The sequence below is a fragment of the Flavobacterium notoginsengisoli genome, from assembly GCF_042686225.1.
GTDB classification, from domain to species: Bacteria; Bacteroidota; Bacteroidia; order Flavobacteriales; family Flavobacteriaceae; genus Flavobacterium; species Flavobacterium notoginsengisoli.
This window is the reverse complement of the sequence record NZ_JBHUOT010000009.1, coordinates 85230-101016: the sequence shown is the minus strand read 5'-3', so window position 1 is coordinate 101016 and position 15787 is coordinate 85230. Positions and strand designations below refer to the sequence as shown.

The window sequence follows — 15787 nt, the reverse complement described above, 5'->3', positions numbered from 1 at the left end:
GAAAAAAGAGAGTAGAAGAAACTAGTTTCCACACATAGCTAAACTATGTGTATTAATGCAAGTGAAGCGCCTTTTTTACATCTTTAATAAACTATGTTTCTATGTGTTGAAATAATTATGCCCACAGATTAAGAATAGCTTTTAAGTAATGGAAGCGTTGTAAATGGTTTTTATGGTATCACCAAGAACAGCATTAAAATCAGCATCAGATTGACCTGCGCTGAGACCTTCGGACAATGCTCTGGAGAAACTGGCAATTAAGCCATGGTTTTGAGCCAGTTTTGTATTGGCTTCTTCTCGCGAATAACCACCCGATAATGCCACAACACGAACCACATGCGGATCTGTTATCAATTCGCTGTAGAAATTATTTACTGTTGGGATAGATAATTTCAGCATTACTCTTACTTCTTTGTCTAGAGAATTCAATTGTTTTAGGATTTCATCTTTTAAAATCTGTTCTGATTTTTCTTTGTCAGGACTGTAAATGTCAACTTCAGGTTCGATAATAGGAATTAATCCTTTTTTGAAAATTTGCAAACCAACTCTGAATTGCTGTTCTACTATATCACGAATTCCGTCGGGATTTGCTTCTTTGATTACAGAACGCATTTTGGTTCCAAAAACATTTCGTTCTACAGCTCTGGTCAGCAATTCATCCAGATTCGGAATGGGTTTCATCAATTGAACACCGCTGGCGAGATCAGCTAGTCCTTTGTCTACTTTCAGGAAAGGAACAATATTTTTCTTTTCCCATAAATAATCGGCAGTCCATAGACCATCAATTTTACGATCCATGGTGTTTTCAAACAAAATAGCACCTAGAATATAATCACTGTCAAAAGCGGGACTTTTAATAATTCTGGTTCTCATTTCATGTACAAGAGTGTACATTTCTTCGTCGTTAGAATAGCTGTTTTCTTGAACGCCATATTGCGATAATGCTTTTGGGGTGCTTCCGCCGCTTTGATCTAATGCAGCGATAAATCCTTTTCCAAAATGCATCCGATTTAATTGTTCCTGGTTCACATTTGCCATAATAATGAATTTAAGTTTTGTAAATCCATGTAATTTAAGCAATTTTCACAACTTATTGATTATGAATAAGTAGGTTTTTTAAAGGCCAATTTTCTGATTCACTTTATCATAAACCTCTTTTACTTTTTTAGGAGGATCAAATCGATAACCTGCAGAAAGTTTTAAGGTCACAATATTATCATTTAATCTCGGATCAATTTTATCGTCCTGAGCAAAGCTGATTGTGTTTAGAGTTGCAAAAGCAAAGAAACGGTCTTTATTGTAGGCTAATTTTAAATTGAAATCGGCTTGATATAAAGCTGAGCTATCTTTATCAATCAAATTCAGCCCAGCGCCTAAAGCGAGTCCGGCGCCAATTAAAACCCGATCGCTAATCACAAAATTGTAGAAGTAGGAAGGAGCGAGCGTAAAAACATAAATATCTCCTGGCGATGAATCGGGCGTATTTAAATCTAAATTCGTGTAATAAAAAGAGAAAGTAGGAATGAAACTTCCGGAACTTTTGGTCTGCCATTCGTTTTGACTTACCAAGGTTTTAAACGAAAATTTATCATTGAAAACATAAGCTGTCGATCCGCCAATTTTCATAGTCCTCATACTAGGCAATTGCGCTGTAATGTAGTCATCTTTAATATAAAACCCTTTTTGGTTGATATAGGTAAAGGACTGCATCCATTTTTTTAAATAAAAACGGGTATTGAAATTAAAATGTTTGGAATGTGAATCGCCTTTGTTCTGACTCAGAAATTTAGGCGCAAAGCCAAAACCGACATCAATGATTTTGTAGTTTAAGTTAAAACCAATCTGCTCTCGTCGATTGGGAATAAGGTTGACATACATTTTGGTTTCCGGATTATCTGAAGCAATCTGAAAACTATTGGAAGTATCTAAATAATAAACGCTTGCTGTAATTTTATCGTTGTAAGATTTAAAATAAGGATTTCGCAGGGAATCGCTTTGGGCGAAACATCCAAAAATGCTGGTAAAGAATGTCGTGTAAATGATTTTTAAACACATAGAAACATAGTTTTTGGATTGTTTTAAAAAAGACATTTCATTCAAAATAAATCACATTGTGTTATGTGATAAAATGCAATTTTCTAAAAAACACCTCTAAGATAGGTCAATAAATCTATGTTTCTATGTGTTAAATAAATTTTTTAGTGGAATAAAATTAAACCCAATCAATCGGATTCGCTAATACATTAATCAATTTTTCTTCCTCACTTCCTGCTTCAGGATGATGGTCATACACCCATTGCACATGTGGAGGCAAACTCATTAAAATACTCTCGATTCTTCCGTTGGTTTTTAAACCGAATAAAGTTCCTTTATCATGAACCAGATTAAATTCAACATAACGGCCACGACGGATTTCTTGCCAAGTTCTTTGTTCTGAAGAATATTCTAAATTTTTTCTTCTTTCCACAATCGGAACGTAAGCTTCAAGGAAACTGTTACCTACTTCGGTTACAAAATCATACCAGTTCTCCATTGACATTTCTTCATTTGCTTTGCAATAATCAAAGAACAAACCGCCAAGTCCACGCGCTTCGTTTCGGTGTGCGTTCCAGAAATATGAATCGCATTGTTTTTTATATTTTGGATAAAACTCCGGATTATGTTTGTCGCAAGCCGTTTTACAGGTTTGATGAAAGTGTTTAGCATCTTCTTCAAACAAATAATAAGGCGTTAAATCCTGTCCGCCACCAAACCATTGATTGATTACTTTTCCAGTTTCGTCATACATTTCAAAATAACGCCAATTCGCGTGAACTGTAGGAACCATTGGATTTTTTGGATGAATAACCAAACTTAATCCGCAGGCAAAGAAATCGGCTTCGCCAACACCAAACATTTTTTGCATGGTATCCGGCAGTTTTCCGTGAACGGCAGAAATGTTTACACCGCCTTTTTCAAAAACATTTCCGTTTTCAATAACACGTGTTCTTCCGCCACCGCCTTCTGGACGTTTCCATAAATCTTCACGGAATTTTGTCGTCCCGTCAACTGCTTCTAATCCTGCACAGATTTGGTCTTGTAATTGTTGTATGTATGCGTAAAATTTATCTTTCATGTTGATTGTACTCTAGTTTGTAAAATTATATTTAGTTAATATACTTTTTGCTGTTTTTGGATTACCAAAAATATAGTAACCTAAATTTTGCTGATTTAAAGGATTAATTTCTATAAATCTATTTGGACTTTTTACGCTTTTTAATAAAACTTCTGAAATTTCATTAAATATTAGTTTTGTATCGTCGGTCTCATTATTTATTGTGACAGAATAAACAATGTCATTAAAAAAGATAAAACAACGATATTCGTATTTATCTTCTTCAAGTGTACTTTTATATTGCTTCTTAACGAAATATTTACTGTCAATAAAAAAGTTTAAATTATTTAATTCTTTATTAGATTGCGCTTTAAATGCATTTAATTTGTCTCTCGAAGTATTTAAGTCATCTGATATAAAGTCAAAAGGGGATAAATCACTAAACACTTTATATCCTTTAGCATTTAATTCTTCTTTTAATGAATTACTTAAATCTAAAAGTCTTTTAGGAATTCGAAGCGTATCAGAATTTTCATAATTATATGGATGTATCCAACTGTATGGCAAGTTTTTCCACCAATGTTCACTATTATTCAATGCATAAATAATATTTCGATTCCTGAATTTATTGAAATTTTTTGTAAGTTCCTGTTTGTTAGAATCTTTTTTAATCGCTTTATTTATAATTTGATCAAATTCTTTTTTCTCTAATAAATTAAAAATTTCCGGAAAACCGTATGGTAAACAATCTGACCATTCATTTGATGAGTTCATTTTGGGAAGAGGTTTTTCAATTTTAGATAAAACATCTACAAAAAGCTGTTCATTTTTCATTGTCAGTAAACCCTTCAGAAACAATTCATTTACAGTAAAGTTATAGAATCGACAATTATTTAAGAGAGCGTTAAAATTTTCTTTTGTAGTATCAACTCCCAGTTTCCATTTTAAAAACTTAAAAGTTAGATTATCCTTAAATCCTAGTGTTTTTAAATTTTCGATAACTGGAATTACTGCCTCATCGCCAGTTGAGAATAAAAAAGAAATCACATCAAATTGATCCCAATAATTACCAGGACTTGCAGGAATCCAATTTGATGATTCACGATGACGTTGTATAAAGACAGAATCAAGCGGAAACTTTTTGAGCAGTTCAACACTGTAAGTTATTATTTTTTTTCTAGTTGCAGAATCGATTTTTGTATTATTAAAATAATTGGAATTTAATGAATAAATCAAATTATGTTTCCTAAAAATATCCTCTGACGTATATTTTTTATTATTAATTAATGAATTAAAAAAGTAATCGATAACATCTCCAAAATCAGCATAATGAAGTGCACAAAATAATTTAATTTCATCGTCAGATTGACCAGATAACAATAACTCTTTTATTGGTTTTTCATAATCTTCAATTTGCAAAATAGATAGCATTTTTGCAGTTTGGCTTTCCAGTTGTGGATTTTTCAAACATTTAAAAAATAAGGATCTTAATTCTGGATCGATTGTTTTTCTTCTATTTGGATCAGTAGTTCCAGCATAACGATCATTAAAAACAATATCTTTAAATAAACGATTAATTGAATCATTATTACCTGTATTTATGATAGAAATAATTTCTTTTATAGATGTATTATCATCATAGTTAAATCGTTCACCAATAGATTTTTTTTTCAAATTTTCATAAATTCTGTCCGTTTTAAATTTTTCTTTTGAATTTGAATAGCTTTGGATTAAATCAACCCATTTTTTGTCTTCAATTACCAATATTTTTGGGTTTTTCTTTAAAACATTCTGGCTATTGATATAACTTGCTATAGAAATACTATCTTTCTTTAGAGAATCTTGAGCATAATTTTTAAAACTTAAAAATAGACATAAGAATAAGAATAGTTTTCTCATTGGTTTTTTGATTTGGAATATTTATTATATTCTGATTTAAGAAGTCCGAAATAAACGGAGTTTTGCAATTCGCCATCACCATTTCTAAATTCGTCTCTTAAAATTCCTTCTTGTTTAAAATGGTGTTTTAATGCAATTCTCTGACTTGCTAAATTGACTTCTGAGGTACAAATGAAAACTTTATTCATCAACAATTCGTTAAAACAAAACTCAAGTGCATCAGAAACCATTTTGGATGTGATTCCTTTTCCTTGGTAATCTTCATCAATAAAATAACCTAGCTCACATTTAGAAATGCGATAATCTATTGTTTTTACACATAAATAACCAATTAGATTATTCGTTGTGCTTTCTCTTGCGTAAAAATAATATCCTTCGCTGTTTCTTTCTTTGTCTTTACTAACGGCTATAAAATTTTCGGCATTTTCTTGTGAATCAGAATTAGCAAGTGTTACAGGAAAAGTTTTTCCGATATGATTTCTATTTTTATCAATTAGTTTATAAAACTCTTCAGGAAGAATATTTTCAATTCGGTCTGTTTTCCAATCTGTAAAATTCATTGCTATTTACTTTTTAAGGAAGAGATTTTAGTATTGATTCCAAAAGAAAAAACCTTGCTTTCTGTTTGGATATATTGATAAACAGCCAAGGCTTTCTCTTCAAAATGATAGTTTTCTTCTTTTGAAAATTCGATCAATAAATCGCCGAATTGTTCTAATTGTTCCCAGTCAAAATGAAGACGAGTTAGCAACGTGATTAATTCTTCGTTAGAATACTCAATTAAAGTAGTTATGGTAAGACCAAACTCTTTTAGCTGGTTTTCAATATCTGATTTCTGTAATTGACTTAAAGGATAAGGTACATAAACAAGAGTTCGCAATGTTTTCAGAACATTATCAATTCTTATTTTTTCTTCGTCTCGTAAACCTTTATTAAGCATAATGTTTTAGAATTTTTTGTTGCTTATAGTTGTTTTTTGAAATGTAATTATAGGCTTTTGTGTAAAAGAAGTTTCGCTTCTTTTTCCAAAGTTTTTGATTACACGATAAACAAAATACAAAACGGGTACTGAATAATATATAAAACCCATGCAGATTGGAACATACGGTTTTTCTATAAATAACCCGCTGGATTTAACCGTTTGAAAATAATGGGATTTTTCTAAAAACTCTTGCGTCAGTCCAAACGGAGGAATTATAGTATTTCCAATACAAACCGCCAGAATTAAGAAAAAGTAGAAAATTGCTTTAACTGCAGATTTTCCCATTTGATACATTCTGACTTCCGGAGCTACATTTGAAAAGGCAAAACGCATTCTATTTAAAACGGTCAACAGATAAATATATAAAATATTGGTGTTAACGACCGATTCATTAAAAGAATAAGCAAACAAACCATACAGCGGAAAAAATACGAAAAGAGACCATTTTCTGGGCATAACTGCCATAAAGACTCCCGAATGGACCATAATAAATTCAAAAGCCATTAAAATGGCCAGATCGTTTATAAGACTTACAGGATGTAATTCCGGATGAAGCCAAACCATTAGAAACACATAGGCGTAATAAGCCTGAAATCCATATTCAATAAATGAAAAGGGTGAGTTTCTGTTGAGGTTTAGATTTGCCAGCATATTTTTGAGTTTAAAGTTTTCAGTCGCAGTTTCCAGCCTCAGAATAAAACTGAATACTGCGACCGCGACTGGAAACTAAATACTAATTCCCGTATTCCTTCACAGCGTCAATAAACGCTTTTGCGTGATCAACAGGGATATTTGGTAAAATTCCGTGACCTAAATTTACGATATATTTGTCTTTTCCGAACTCGTCGATCATTTCGTGAACCATTTTCTTTATAGTCGGAATTGGAGAAAGCAATCTTGACGGATCAAAATTTCCTTGTAGAGTAATATTTCCACCTGACAAATAACGCGCATTTCTAGCCGAGCAAGTCCAGTCAACTCCTAATGCAGAAGCTTTACTTTTTCCCATTTCACCAAGAGCAAACCAGCAACCTTTTCCGAAAACAATAACCGGAGTAATATCTGCTAAAGCATCCACAATCTGATTGATGTACTTCCATGAAAATTCCTGATAATCAACAGGAGAAAGCATTCCTCCCCAAGAATCAAAAATCTGTACGGCATTTACTCCCGATTTTACTTTTTCTTTTAAATATAAAATAGTAGTGTCTGTGATTTTTTGCAATAATGTATGTGCTGCAGCAGGATTTGAAAAACAGAATCCTTTTGCAGTGTCAAAACTTTTAGAACCTTTTCCTTCAACTGCATAACAGAAAATGGTCCAAGGAGAACCTGCGAAACCAATTAATGGCACTTCGTCGTTCAGCATTTCTTTAGTCAATTTCACTGCATCAAAAACGTAACCTAAAGTTTCATTTACATCCGGAACATAAACTTTATGAACATCTGCCAAAGAACGAATCGGATTTGGAATAATCGGGCCTAAATTATCTTTCAATTCTACGTGAATTCCCATTGCGCGAGGCACAACCAAAATATCTGAAAATAAAATTGCAGCATCCGGAGCGATTCGACGAATTGGCTGAACCGTAATTTCAGCAGCTAATTCCGGAGTTTCGCAACGTGTGAAAAAATCATATTTGTCACGAAGTTCTCTAAATTCCGGTAAATATCTTCCTGCCTGACGCATCATCCATACCGGTGGACGCTGAACTGTTTCTCCTTTTAATGCTTTTAAAAATAGGTCGTTTTTTAACATCTCTTATTTGTTTTTCCTGCAAGGTTTTCAAAACCTTCTAGGTATTGTTTGTTGATTTATATTTAGACCTACAAAGTTTTGAAAACCTTGCAGGACGTCGTAAACATTATTTGTATTCGTGAATTACATCTTCGATCACGTCTTCAATTGTGGGTTGATCTGCGACGATGATGTTCTTTGTAATTTTTGATAAAGCTTCTGCAGTGGTATCACCAATGCAGAAACAGATTTGTTTATTGATGGTATTATGTTTCAGGTAACTTTTAACTCCGGACGGACTAAAAAACAAAATCGCCTCTGGATTTGCTTTTATTTTCTGTGGTTGCAGAGTAGTTTCGTAAACCTGAATTTCATTGAATTTAATTCCGTTTTCTTTTAAAGCTTCCGGCAAAGTATCTCTTCTAAGATTTCCACTGAAAAAAGTATAACTTTCATTTCCATAAATCAAAGTGATAATTTCAGCTAAATCTGAAGCATAACCGGTGTAAGCAATAACATTAAAACCATTTTCTTCTAAAAGACTTTTGGTTTTAAGTCCAACACAGTACACATTTTTCTTTTTTAGTTCTTCTGATTTTGGATCTGATAAAACACTACGAACGGCATTCTGACTTGTAAAAATCAAACTTTCGTTGAGGTCTTTTAATTCGAAAGGTTTGTTTTCAGTTTTAATGAAATCAGCTTCGATTAATTCAACGCCATATTTCATTAACTCTTGTTTGTGAAGAGGAGATAATATTTTAGTAGATACTATTTGAACTTGGTTTGCCATTATTTCTTCAGAGATTCTTTAATTTTCTGCATTAATTCTGTTCCGCCATTATTCAAAATCTCTTGCGCAGAATGAAAACCTAGTTTTTTCCATTCTGAAATATCAACCGTTTTATTGATTTCTAATTTTTGTTTTCCATCAATAGAAAGTAAAACACCTTGAAAATGCAAAGTGTCTTCGTCTTCGTTATAAGTAACTAAAGCTCCGATTGGTGCAGTACAACCGCCTTCAAGCGTTCTCAAAAACTGACGTTCAATATACGTACAGATTTCGGTTTCAATATCATTCAATTGTGAAAGCGCATCCAATGTATAATTATCATTTTCCATCGCCACAACAAGCATTGCTCCTTGTGCCGGCGCAGGAATCATCCAATCTAAATTGATATAATTTTCAGGTTTTAAGTTGATTCGTTCTAAACCTGCAGCCGCAAAAACAGCTCCGTCCCAATTATTATCCTGAAGTTTTTGCATGCGCGTATTTACATTTCCGCGTAAATCAACTACAGTATGATTTGGGTATTTATTAAACCATTGTGCCTGACGGCGTAAACTTCCCGTTGCAATGGTACTCGGATTTGTAAAATCAGGATTTCCTTTATGAACTAGAATATCCAAAACATTAGCTCTCGGTAAAACAGCAGCCTGAACAATTCCTTTAGGTAAAGCTGTTGGAACATCTTTCATCGAATGCACTGCAATATCAATATCGCCATTGATCATAGCAATGTCCAGCGTTTTGGTAAAAATTCCTGTAATACCTAACTCATAAAGAGGTTTGTCCAGAATAATATCACCTTGAGATTTAACGGCAACAATTGAAGTTTTATAACCTAAATCGTTTAGTTTTTTCTCGACAGTATGTGCTTGCCAAAGTGCTAATTCGCTGTCACGCGTTCCAATTCTGATTGTTTTTTCAGCCATGTTTTGTTTTTTGAACCATATAAGTTATATAAGTAATTTAAGCGGTTTGAGTAAAACACAGTTTTTAAATGAACTTATATAACTTATATGGTTTAAATTTTATTTAAGATGCTTTTATTTTGAAGACTTTTTCAATCCATTCGATGCTTTCATCAACCATGGTATCGTCGTCTTTTAAATGATTGGCAAAATGAGTAGTGATTTTCTGAATGATTCGGTTACTGATGATTTCAGCTTGTTCTTCATTAAAATCAGCAATTTTTTTACTTTGAAAATCCAATTCAGAAACTTTAATAGCGTTTAGTTTGTCTTTTAAAGCATTGATAGTAGGCGCAAATTTTCTGCCTTTCATCCAGGTAACAAATTCTTCTTTGATTTCTTCGATAATGGCTTCAGCAGCCGGAATGTGCAATTTTCTGTTTTCCAGAGTTTCATCTGTCAGTTGAGACAAATAATCCATGTGAATTAAAGTTACACCTTCTAATTCCTCAACATTTTCATTAACGTTTTTAGGGATGGATAGATCAAGAATCAATAAAGGCTTTTTAAGATTCAAAATTGCTTTGTCAACCGTTGGGTTTTGTGCGCCCGTTGCAACAACGACAACATCGGCTTTTTGAAGTTCTAAATGTAATTCAGAGTAGTCTTTAACAATCAGATTTAATTTTCCTGCTAATTTCTCTGCTTTATCTTTAGTACGGTTGATTAAAGTGATATGTTCGTTTTTAGTATGCTTTACTAAATTCTCACAGGTATTTCTTCCGATTTTACCAGTTCCGAAAAGTAAAATATTTTTGTTGCTGATGTCCTCAACATTCTTTAAAATATATTGTACCGATGCAAAAGAAACCGAAGTAGCACCAGAACTGATTTCTGTCTCGTTTTTAATTCTTTTACTCGCCTGAATCACTGCATTTACCAATCTTTCCATAAAAGTATTGGCTAAATTCATTGATTTTGAATGAATAAAAGAAGTTTTGATTTGTGAGATAATTTCAAAATCGCCTAAGATCTGACTATCTAAACCAGTTCCTACTCGAAACATATGATTAATAGCTTCTTGATTTTTGTAAACGAAACCTACTTTTTGAAAAGCGTCTACAGATCCGTTACTATTATCGCAGATCAATTTTATTAATTGAAAAGGATGTTCAGCAAAACCATAGATTTCGGTTCTGTTGCAAGTTGAAGTAACTAGTAAACTTTCTATTCCATCGTTTTTAGCTTGTTCCAGCAATCGCGTTTTGGCAACGGCATCCAAACTAAATTGACCTCTAACCTCAGCATCAGCTTTTTTGTAACTCAGACCAACTGAATAAAAATAAAGGTGTTTCGGTACGTTATTGTTTTCCATAAATTCACTTTCATAAAAGTGCAACAAAATTATTACTATACCATTGATAAAAATAACGCTAAAAGTACTTTTTATGTCGCTGTATGTTTTTTTGAACCTAAATAGGTGTTTTTGAGTAAAAAGGACTACTTTTGTAGCAAAATCAACTCCTTTGAAGTGATTAGTTTAGAGTCGTTCTAAATAACATTTTGAGTTTGTTTTGATTTTCGTTTCAAAAAAATATCGCTATGAGTTCTCAAGAAGTTATAAAAATTGAAGACGACTTTACGCTGATTCGTTTTCAAAACGATGGTTCAGAACCATTTTATGCACAGCATGAAATAGTAGGTACTGGCCTGATACAGTTTCACTTCGGGATAAAAGGAAATGCAAAATTTTTATTCAATCAAGGCAATTATGCTTTAGAATTGAAAGAGGAAAAATCGTTGCTTTTATACAATCCGCAGAAAGAATTACCGCTGAATTTAGAATTGGCTCCAAACTCATGGGCCATTTCGGTAATTGTATCCATTAAGAAATTTCACGCGTTATTTTCTGCCGAAGCGGACTATATTACTTTTTTAAGTCCGGACAATAAGGATAAAAAGTATTATAACGAAGGAAATATTAGTCCGTCAATGGCGATTGTACTTAGTCAGTTGTTTCATTACAATCTTCATCCGTCCATAAAAAACCTTTATTATAAAGGAAAAGGATATGAATTGTTGAGTTTGTATTTCAACAGAACAGAAGATCCAAATGCAGAGCAATGTCCGTTTTTGATTGATGAAGATAATGTTTTAAAAATCAGAAAAGCCAAAGAAATCATTATCGCTAATATGGCCGAACCGCCAGGATTGCAAGAATTGGCAGATGAAATTGGCTTGAATTTGAAAAAACTTAAAATGGGTTTCAAACAAATTTACGGCGATACGGTTTATGGTTTCCTTTTCGATTATAAAATGGATTTCGCTAGAAAGCTTTTAGACAGCGGATCGTATAATGTAAATGAAGTTGGGCTGAAAATTGGCTACAGTACAGGAAGTCACTTTATAGCAGCATTCAAGAAAAAGTTTGCCACGACTCCAAAAAAATACTTGATGTCGATAAATGCGAATGTCTAATTTTTTTCGCCACAGATTCACGAATTTGCACAAAATAAAAATCTGCTAAATCTCCCGAATCTACGAGAGAAATTGATTTTAGATATTCGACAATAATTAAAAAGTAATAAATATCATATTTCGAATAAAGTACAGCGTTTACTTTTGTCGAAAATTTAAAAAACAAATAAAAAAGCTTAAAGCAAAAGAACAATAATGAAAGGCGTATTATTAGTAAATCTGGGATCTCCAGAAAGTCCAACTCCAAAAGATGTAAAACCTTATTTAGATGAATTTTTAATGGATAAATACGTGATCGACGTTCCGTATTTATTGAGAGCATTATTAGTTCGTGGTATTATTTTAAGAAAAAGACCAGAAGAATCAGCACATGCTTACGCAAAAATTTGGTGGGAAGAAGGTTCTCCATTAGTAGTTCTTTCAGAAAGAATGCAGCAAAAAGTGCAGCCGTTAGTAAATGTCCCAGTTTCGTTGGCAATGCGTTACGGAAGCATGACAATTGAAAAAGGACTTCAGGAATTGAGCGATAAAGGAGTTACAGATGTAATGCTCTTTCCTTTATATCCGCAATATGCAATGGCTTCAACTTTGACTATTTTAGTAAAAGCCGAAGAAATTCGCAAGAAAAAATTCCCGCACATGAAATTTACTGATGTTCCGGCATTTTATAACAAACCAGATTACATTAAAAACTTAGCCGATTCTATTCAGAAACATTTGGTTGGATTTGAATACGACCATTTATTGTTCTCCTATCACGGAATTCCAGAACGTCATATTCGCAAAACCGATGTAACGAAATCACATTGTAAAATTGACGGATCTTGCTGTAACACACCTTCGCCAGCACATGAATTCTGTTACCGTCACCAATGTTATGAAACGACAAAACAAGTTGTGAAATTATTAGGACTTCCTGAAGATAAATACAGTCTGACATTTCAATCACGTTTAGCGGGAGATAAATGGCTAGAACCTTATACCGATGTTGAAATTGATAACATGCCTGCAAAAGGAATTAAAAAATTAGCAGTTGTAACACCAGCTTTCGTTTCAGATTGTTTAGAAACTTTAGAAGAAATCGCTATGCGTGCTAAAGAAGATTTTGAAGCAAATGGAGGAGAAGAATTCCTGGCAATTCCATGTTTGAATGATGATGATGAGTGGTGCCAGACGGTTTCTAACTGGATTAATGATTGGGCTAAATAGTATTAATTTTTTTTGTAAATGAATAAATTAAAATATTTTTCGATTTTACTTTTTTCTTTGATAACCTTAATTGGATGTAAAAAGACAAACACTTTCGAAAACAATCGTTTTTTTGACAAAACATTCAATTGGGAAATTGAAATTCCGGACGATTACGAAAAAGTAACTCAAACAGAAAAAGGAGAAATAAAAGGCGATACAGCTTTAATTAAAAAAAAGAATCTGATTGTTGCTTTTAAAAGAGACGATGCAAATTATTTTTCGGCAAAATACGAAGAAAATCTTGATGGATATGTTCATTCAATTGACATGAAAATGAGATTAAAAGATTTTCTTTTGTTGAAGAATATTGGACAAGTGTATCCAAAAGGTAAAATGGGAGATTACTCAGTGAGTAGTGAGAATATCTCAGGTATGCCGTTTAGAAAAGCTAAAATTGAAATTACCGAAGAAGGAAAAACAGTAGCGACAGCAGTAATTTTTTCGAAAGCGCTTAATGATAAAATCTTTACTGTTACGATTGTATATGAAGATGAAGATTACGGTAAAGAAATGATTGATCTTTTTAAAAAATCTACATTCAAACAATAAATGGAATATTATAATTATCTAAAATCACTGCATCTTATATTTGTGATAACTTGGTTTGCGGGTTTGTTTTACATTGTGCGTTTATTTGTGTATCAAATTGAAGCCAATGAAAAAACATCACCTGAAAAAGAAATCTTGCAGGCGCAATACAAAATAATGGCCTACCGTTTGTGGTATATTATTACATGGCCATCGGCGGTTTTAGCGAGTATTTTTGCTTTTTGGATGCTGTTTTTTACAGAAGCAGGACATGTCTGGCTCGCACAATCCTGGATGCACGTAAAATTATGTTTCGTTTTCCTGTTGTATTTATATCATGGAAAATGCCATCAGATTTTTAAGCAATTACAAAGAGATGAGGTAAAATACACCAATAATTTTATGCGTTTATGGAATGAAGGCGCAACGATTATTTTGTTTGCTGTTGTTTTTTTAGTAGTTTTAAAAAGTGCCATCAACTGGATTTTCGGCGTAATCGGAATTATTTTATTCTCCGTTTTAATAATGCTCGGATTTCGTTTTTACAAGCGTATACGAGAAAAAAAATAGTATTCAGTCGCAGTTTTCAGTCACAGTTTCCACTCTGCATTGAAAACTGCGACTGCGACTGAAAACTAAAATTTATGCTAAACATAAAAATGACAATGCTTTCCCTTCGTACCAGGATTTTCCTGTCGATGATTGTATTGATTGTGGTGGCATCTTTTTTATTGGCTTCGATCTCGATTATTCAGTTTAAGACCGAGGCCAAAGAATATCATCAGGAGCGTTTAGAGAGAAAAGAAAATGCGGTAAAAGAACATATTAATTATGTTCTGGCTACTACAACTTATCCGCTGAAAACGCAAAATCTGGATTTGATTTTTAAAGACAAAATCCACGAATTAGCGCAGATTCATAAAATCGAAATCAATATTTACAGTCTCGACGGGAAACTGCTTAAATCATCCAAAGAGTCTTTTGCGGTTGATAAAATTGCTCCTCCAATTCCCGAATATATTCTGAAATTAGTTCGTTCCTCAATTGAGAAACGTTTTGTAGACATTAAGACGATTGACGGAATCAAAAACCGATCATCTTACAGTTTAATAAAAGACGAAAAATTCAAACCTCTTGGCATTCTAAACCTTCCGTATTTAGAAGACGACGGTTACTACGATAATGAGTTGAATACTTTCTTGATTCGTCTGAGTCAGGTGTATTCTTTTATGCTGATTGTGGCTTTTGCTTTGGCGTATTTCCTTTCGACTTATATCACAAAATCATTAAAAACCATTTCAGATCGTTTGGAAGAAACCAATCTGGATCAGAAAAATGAAAAGATTGTTTTGGAAGCGAATAGCAAAGAAGTCAATTTCCTTATCAAAGCGTATAACGGAATGGTGGATAAACTCGAAACGAGTGCCATTAAATTGGCACAAAGTGAACGTGAAGAAGCTTGGCGCGAAATGGCAAAACAAGTCGCACACGAAATTAAAAATCCGCTTACTCCAATGCGTTTGACGGTTCAAAGTTTCCAAAGAAAGTTTGATCCAAGTGATCCAGACGTGAAGCAGAAAATGAATGATTACTCCGAAACCTTAATTCAACAGATTGATACGATGACTTCCGTGGCTTCGGCATTTTCGAACTTTGCTTCGATGCCGGCGCAGCAAAATGAAACTTTAAATGTGGTTGAGGTTGTAGAATTAGCCTTGGATATTTTTAACGAAGATTATATTGTTTTCGAAAAAGAAGAAGAAGAAATCATTTCCAAAATGGATCGTACACAACTGATTCGTGTCATTACCAATTTGGTTAAAAATGCAACACAGGCAATTCCGGAAAGTCAATTTCAAAAGTCTATTGTAGTTACCGTAAAACGACGTAACAATAATGTAGAAATTGCTGTAAAAGACAACGGAATCGGAATCCAAAAACAAGACATCGGACGAATCTTCGAGCCCAAATTTACCACCAAAACCAGCGGTATGGGACTTGGACTCGGAATTATCAAAAACATTATAGAAAATTACAAAGGAACAATTACCTTTGAATCAACTTACGGAAAAGGAACAACTTTCAGGGTTTCTTTACCCATCACAAACTCATAAAACCAGCT

General features: G+C 33.2%; 16 protein-coding genes. 5 read left to right on the top strand and 11 right to left on the bottom strand.

The genetic code is table 11. The annotated features are described in order from the left end of the window. Positions 1–141: 141 nt before the first annotated feature. The 11 genes from ACFS3A_RS19325 to hemA all read right to left on the bottom strand — a co-directional run bounded on the left by ACFS3A_RS19325 (position 142) and on the right by hemA (position 10783). Entirely contained in the window at positions 142–1029 is an 888-nt protein-coding gene (locus ACFS3A_RS19325) for a fructose bisphosphate aldolase (protein ID WP_379827331.1), read from the bottom strand. 87 nt (positions 1030–1116) lie between these two features. Then, a complete protein-coding gene (locus tag ACFS3A_RS19320; RefSeq protein ID WP_379827200.1) occupies positions 1117–2055 on the bottom strand; it encodes a DUF4421 family protein in 939 nt (312 codons plus the stop codon). A 157-nt stretch (positions 2056–2212) separates the two neighbouring features. Then, entirely contained in the window at positions 2213–3115 is a 903-nt protein-coding gene (gene hemF / locus ACFS3A_RS19315; RefSeq protein WP_379827199.1) for an oxygen-dependent coproporphyrinogen oxidase, read from the bottom strand. 12 nt (positions 3116–3127) lie between these two features. Continuing rightward, positions 3128–4993 (bottom strand): hypothetical protein, encoded by a 1866-nt coding sequence (locus ACFS3A_RS19310; protein ID WP_379827198.1) that lies wholly within the window; start codon positions 4991–4993, stop codon positions 3128–3130. After that, positions 4990–5553: a GNAT family N-acetyltransferase gene (locus ACFS3A_RS19305; protein ID WP_379827197.1), complete on the bottom strand. Its 564-nt coding sequence runs from the start codon at positions 5551–5553 to the stop codon at positions 4990–4992. Before ACFS3A_RS19305 ends, ACFS3A_RS19310 begins: the two co-directional genes overlap by 4 nt. Before the next feature lie 2 nt (positions 5554–5555). Continuing rightward, complete coding sequence (locus ACFS3A_RS19300) at positions 5556–5933, bottom strand: hypothetical protein (protein ID WP_379827196.1); 378 nt, start codon at positions 5931–5933, stop codon at positions 5556–5558. Positions 5934–5939: 6 nt separating this feature from the next. Next, on the bottom strand, positions 5940–6626 hold the full coding sequence (locus tag ACFS3A_RS19295) for a hypothetical protein (protein ID WP_379827195.1): 687 nt from the start codon (positions 6624–6626) through the stop codon (positions 5940–5942). Between the two features lie 82 nt (positions 6627–6708). Next, positions 6709–7734 (bottom strand): uroporphyrinogen decarboxylase, encoded by a 1026-nt coding sequence (gene hemE, locus ACFS3A_RS19290; RefSeq protein ID WP_109191131.1) that lies wholly within the window; start codon positions 7732–7734, stop codon positions 6709–6711. A 106-nt stretch (positions 7735–7840) separates the two neighbouring features. Continuing rightward, entirely contained in the window at positions 7841–8506 is a 666-nt protein-coding gene (locus tag ACFS3A_RS19285) for a uroporphyrinogen-III synthase (protein ID WP_379827193.1), read from the bottom strand. Then, on the bottom strand, positions 8506–9429 hold the full coding sequence (gene hemC / locus ACFS3A_RS19280; protein ID WP_379827192.1) for a hydroxymethylbilane synthase: 924 nt from the start codon (positions 9427–9429) through the stop codon (positions 8506–8508). The genes ACFS3A_RS19285 and hemC overlap by 1 nt, the downstream gene beginning before the upstream one ends. A 103-nt stretch (positions 9430–9532) precedes the next feature. Further along, a complete protein-coding gene (hemA, locus tag ACFS3A_RS19275) occupies positions 9533–10783 on the bottom strand; it encodes a glutamyl-tRNA reductase (RefSeq protein WP_379827191.1) in 1251 nt (416 codons plus the stop codon). 227 nt (positions 10784–11010) lie between these two features. Between hemA and ACFS3A_RS19270 the strand changes: the two genes are divergently transcribed. The 5 genes from ACFS3A_RS19270 (at position 11011) to ACFS3A_RS19250 (ending at position 15779) form a co-directional block, all read left to right on the top strand. Further along, positions 11011–11886 carry a helix-turn-helix domain-containing protein gene (locus ACFS3A_RS19270; protein ID WP_179003821.1) on the top strand — a complete coding sequence of 292 codons (876 nt, stop codon included), beginning with the start codon at positions 11011–11013 and terminating at the stop codon, positions 11884–11886. Between the two features lie 195 nt (positions 11887–12081). Then, positions 12082–13095, top strand: coding sequence for a ferrochelatase (hemH, locus tag ACFS3A_RS19265; RefSeq protein ID WP_379827190.1), 1014 nt, complete (start codon positions 12082–12084; stop codon positions 13093–13095). An 18-nt stretch (positions 13096–13113) separates the two neighbouring features. Next, positions 13114–13686 (top strand): hypothetical protein, encoded by a 573-nt coding sequence (locus ACFS3A_RS19260; RefSeq protein ID WP_379827189.1) that lies wholly within the window; start codon positions 13114–13116, stop codon positions 13684–13686. Continuing rightward, positions 13687–14235 carry a CopD family protein gene (locus ACFS3A_RS19255; protein ID WP_379827188.1) on the top strand — a complete coding sequence of 183 codons (549 nt, stop codon included), beginning with the start codon at positions 13687–13689 and terminating at the stop codon, positions 14233–14235. A gap of 128 nt (positions 14236–14363) precedes the next feature. Further along, on the top strand, positions 14364–15779 hold the full coding sequence (locus ACFS3A_RS19250; RefSeq protein WP_379827330.1) for a sensor histidine kinase: 1416 nt from the start codon (positions 14364–14366) through the stop codon (positions 15777–15779). The last annotated feature ends 8 nt before the right edge of the window (positions 15780–15787 follow it).

Excerpts from the sequence above, each read along its gene's own strand:
- ACFS3A_RS19300 (WP_379827196.1), bottom strand. The coding sequence starts at position 5,933 with ATGCTTAATAAAGGTTTACGAGACGAAGAAAAAATAAGAATTGATAAT.
- ACFS3A_RS19320 (WP_379827200.1), bottom strand. The coding sequence starts at position 2,055 with ATGTGTTTAAAAATCATTTACACGACATTCTTTACCAGCATTTTTGGA.
- hemA (WP_379827191.1), bottom strand. The coding sequence starts at position 10,783 with ATGGAAAACAATAACGTACCGAAACACCTTTATTTTTATTCAGTTGGT.
- ACFS3A_RS19260 (WP_379827189.1), top strand. The coding sequence starts at position 13,114 with ATGAATAAATTAAAATATTTTTCGATTTTACTTTTTTCTTTGATAACC.
- hemC (WP_379827192.1), bottom strand. The coding sequence starts at position 9,429 with ATGGCTGAAAAAACAATCAGAATTGGAACGCGTGACAGCGAATTAGCA.
- hemH (WP_379827190.1), top strand. The coding sequence starts at position 12,082 with ATGAAAGGCGTATTATTAGTAAATCTGGGATCTCCAGAAAGTCCAACT.
- ACFS3A_RS19255 (WP_379827188.1), top strand. The coding sequence starts at position 13,687 with ATGGAATATTATAATTATCTAAAATCACTGCATCTTATATTTGTGATA.
- ACFS3A_RS19270 (WP_179003821.1), top strand. The coding sequence starts at position 11,011 with ATGAGTTCTCAAGAAGTTATAAAAATTGAAGACGACTTTACGCTGATT.
- hemF (WP_379827199.1), bottom strand. The coding sequence starts at position 3,115 with ATGAAAGATAAATTTTACGCATACATACAACAATTACAAGACCAAATC.
- ACFS3A_RS19295 (WP_379827195.1), bottom strand. The coding sequence starts at position 6,626 with ATGCTGGCAAATCTAAACCTCAACAGAAACTCACCCTTTTCATTTATT.
- hemE (WP_109191131.1), bottom strand. The coding sequence starts at position 7,734 with ATGTTAAAAAACGACCTATTTTTAAAAGCATTAAAAGGAGAAACAGTT.
- ACFS3A_RS19250 (WP_379827330.1), top strand. The coding sequence starts at position 14,364 with ATGATTGTATTGATTGTGGTGGCATCTTTTTTATTGGCTTCGATCTCG.
- ACFS3A_RS19310 (WP_379827198.1), bottom strand. The coding sequence starts at position 4,993 with ATGAGAAAACTATTCTTATTCTTATGTCTATTTTTAAGTTTTAAAAAT.
- ACFS3A_RS19305 (WP_379827197.1), bottom strand. The coding sequence starts at position 5,553 with ATGAATTTTACAGATTGGAAAACAGACCGAATTGAAAATATTCTTCCT.
- ACFS3A_RS19285 (WP_379827193.1), bottom strand. The coding sequence starts at position 8,506 with ATGGCAAACCAAGTTCAAATAGTATCTACTAAAATATTATCTCCTCTT.